At 57.3% G+C, this 3,141-nt stretch carries 4 protein-coding genes; all 4 read left to right on the forward strand.

Annotated features, from left to right (window positions below; genetic code table 11):
- Positions 1-180 precede the first annotated feature (180 nt).
- Positions 181-999, forward strand: coding sequence for a TOBE domain-containing protein (locus tag VGC62_RS20090; protein ID WP_331188827.1), 819 nt, complete (start codon positions 181-183; stop codon positions 997-999).
- 23 nt (positions 1,000-1,022) lie between these two features.
- Positions 1,023-1,775, forward strand: coding sequence for a molybdate ABC transporter substrate-binding protein (gene modA, locus VGC62_RS20095; protein WP_331188828.1), 753 nt, complete (start codon positions 1,023-1,025; stop codon positions 1,773-1,775).
- Between the two features lie 12 nt (positions 1,776-1,787).
- The gene (gene modB, locus VGC62_RS20100; protein WP_414705828.1) at positions 1,788-2,483 is read left to right on the forward strand and encodes a molybdate ABC transporter permease subunit; all 696 of its coding nucleotides are present in this window, start codon (positions 1,788-1,790) and stop codon (positions 2,481-2,483) included.
- Between the two features lie 2 nt (positions 2,484-2,485).
- On the forward strand, positions 2,486-3,141 hold a 656-nt coding region (gene modC / locus VGC62_RS20105), incomplete at its 3' end, for a molybdenum ABC transporter ATP-binding protein (protein ID WP_331188830.1).

Consider the following 3,141-nt stretch of genomic DNA (forward strand, 5'->3'; position numbering starts at 1 on the left):
TGATTCTCCGCGGATGTCGGCTTCGCGACACGTTGTAGTGTTTGCTACATAGAAAACCCGGATAGGGACTCCTGTTCGGTCGCTATTACTGTAGGAAAGGCTTTGATATAGGCGCAACCATAGCGCCTTCATCATTGGCACGTTTATCGCTATGTATCTCCATATACAGATGGAGCCAATATGACCAATACCCCGCAACGCTTCATCGGTCACTTGTCGCTTGAAGGCGCGGTTGGCGTTTCACTCTCCGAAATACGTATTCGTCTGCTCGAACAGATCGGCGTGTGTGGTTCTATCAGCCAGGCGGCCAAAGCGGTGCCGCTGTCCTACAAGGCGGCATGGGATGCGATAGATGCAATGAACAACATGGCGGCGCAACCCTTGGTGGTCCGGGTTACGGGTGGCAGGCAGGGCGGCGGCACTCAGCTTACCGACTACGGACGCAGCATTGCTGCCATGTACCGGGCGTTGGAACTCGAATATCAGGTTGCGCTTGACCGGCTCAGCGTACGTCTGGGAGACGTGGGAGGGGCCGATATTCATGACTTTCAAAGCCTTATGCACCGACTTTCGATGAAGACCAGCGCACGCAACCAATTCTCTGGGCCTATTGCCGGCCTACGCGACGGGGGCGTGGACTACGAAGTGCGCCTGCGTCTAGATGCGCAGAGCGAGCTGATTTCAGTCATCACTAAAGCCAGTGCGGAGAATCTCGCGCTGGCCATTGGCAAGGAGGTTTTCGCTTTCGTCAAATCCTCATCGGTGCTGCTCTGCACTGACCGCGACTTGCGTCTTACCGCACGCAACCAGTTATGGGGCGAGATCGTCGAGATTCAACAAGGCTCGGTGAACGATCAAGTCAGCCTGCTGCTGCCGTCCGGGCGCAGTGTTACCGCGGTTATCACTCACGACAGCTGCGACATCATGGGCTTGGCAGTGGGGCAGCAGGCGTGCGCTCTGTTCAAGGCTTCCAGCGTTATCCTCGCCGTATACGATTGATCACGACTCAAGGAGTTTTACATATGAAAGTCCGTTCCAGTCTGCTTGTCTGCATTGGCTTTGTGTTGATCTCGACCCAGGTGCAGGCCGAGCAAGTGCAGGTGGCCGTGGCTGCCAACTTCACCGAGCCGATGCGCAAGATTGCCGAGCAATTCGAGAAAGACACCGGCAACCAGGCGGTTTTGATCTTTGGCGCTACCGGCAAGTTCTATACCCAGATCACAGAGGGTGCGCCTTTTGAGGTGTTTCTTGCCGCTGATGACACCACTCCCGCCAGGCTGGAAAGCGAGAAGGCGGGCGTCCAGGGCACTCGATTCACCTATGCCATCGGCAAGCTGGTGCTGTGGTCGGCCACGCCCGGCTATGTTGACGCCAAGGGGGAGGTGCTGAAGAAAGGCGACTTCAAGCATTTGTCCATTGCCAACCCAAAAGCCGCGCCCTACGGCGCCGCTGCCATGCAAACACTGGATAAGCTTGGCCTGACCCAGCAAGTCGAAAGCAAGATCGTCACCGGTGAAAGTATCTCCCAGGCCTACCAGTTCATTGCTACCGGGAACGCCGAGCTTGGTTTCGTTGCGCTGTCCCAGGTAACCGAGAACGGCAAGCTGGTCAGCGGTTCGGACTGGCTGGTGCCGAACGATCTCTATAAACCCATCCGCCAGGACGCGCAAATCCTGACCAAGGGCCAGAGCAACCCGGCAGCCAAGGCATTGATCGACTACCTCAAGGGGCCCAAGGCTACAGCGATCATTCGCTCGTATGGCTACACGCTCTAGTGTTCGGGTGTCCTGGTCTTTAAGGAGCTTCTATTGCTCTCTGCATTCGATCTTGACGCAGTCTGGTTGACCATCAAACTGGCCAGTCTCACCACGCTTATCCTGCTGGTTATTGGCACGCCGATCGCTTGGTGGTTGGCCATGACTCGTTCGCGCCTGCGCGCAGTGATAGGTGCCATGGTTGCGTTACCGTTGGTGCTGCCGCCCTCGGTGCTTGGCTTTTACTTGTTGATCGGTCTCGGCCCGCACGGCCCGCTGGGCGCGCTGACTCAAACACTCGGTTTGGGCCTGTTGCCTTTTACCTTCGCTGGGTTGGTATTTGGTTCGACCTTGTATTCCATGCCTTTCGTCGTTCAACCGTTGCAACAAGCGTTCGAGGCTATTGGCAAGCGCTCGCTGGAGGTCGCCGCGACGCTACGTGCATCGCCTCTGGATACGTTTTTCACCGTGGTCGTGCCGCTGGCGCGCCCTGGCTTTATCACAGCAGCGACCCTCGGTTTCGCCCACACCGTTGGCGAGTTCGGTGTGGTGCTGATGATCGGTGGCAATATCCCACAGCGTACACGTGTGGTGTCGGTACAGATCTACGATCACGTCGAAGCGATGGAATATGCCCAGGCGCATTGGTTGGCAGGGGGCATGCTGGTTTTTGCCTTTCTTGTGTTGTTTGCCCTTTATACCTTTAACGCCCGCCTGCGGATGATGTGAATATGACCGATCTTGCACTTTCGCCCTGCGGCATTGATCTGCGTTTGGATCACGGTTGGGGTGATTTCCATCTGCAGGTCAAAGTACGTCTGTCCGCCAGTGGGGTCACGGCGATCTTCGGTCAATCCGGGTCGGGCAAGACCACCTTGCTGCGCTGTATTGCTGGACTGGAGCGGGCCAAGAACGGCTATGTCGAAGTCGCTGGTGAATGCTGGCAGGATGAGGCGCGCAGGTTCTTTCTGCCACCGGATCGACGGCCGTTGGGTTACGTGTTTCAGGAGGCTAGCCTGTTTGCGCATCTGGATGTGCGCCAGAATCTGGAATACGGCCAGCGGCGTATAGCGCCTAATCAACGACGCGTCTCACTGGAGCAGGCAGTGGAGTTGCTCGGCATTGGCCACCTGCTCAAACGCTCGACACAACACCTGTCCGGTGGTGAACGTCAGCGGGTAGCGATTGCCCGCGCGCTGGCTACCAGCCCGCGCCTGCTATTGCTCGATGAGCCGTTGGCAGCCCTGGATCAAGGGCGCAAACAGGAAGTGCTGCCTTACCTGGGACGGTTGCACAGTGAGCTCGGTATCCCAATGCTTTACGTGAGTCACTCGTTGGCGGAAGTCAGCCGCCTGGCCGATCACATGCTTTACCTGGAAAATGGCCA

Source organism: Pseudomonas sp. (assembly GCF_036404235.1).
In the GTDB taxonomy this organism is placed as follows: Bacteria; Pseudomonadota; Gammaproteobacteria; order Pseudomonadales; family Pseudomonadaceae; genus Aquipseudomonas.

Excerpts from the sequence above, each read along its gene's own strand:
- VGC62_RS20090 (WP_331188827.1), top strand. The coding sequence starts at position 181 with ATGACCAATACCCCGCAACGCTTCATCGGTCACTTGTCGCTTGAAGGC.
- modA (WP_331188828.1), top strand. The coding sequence starts at position 1,023 with ATGAAAGTCCGTTCCAGTCTGCTTGTCTGCATTGGCTTTGTGTTGATC.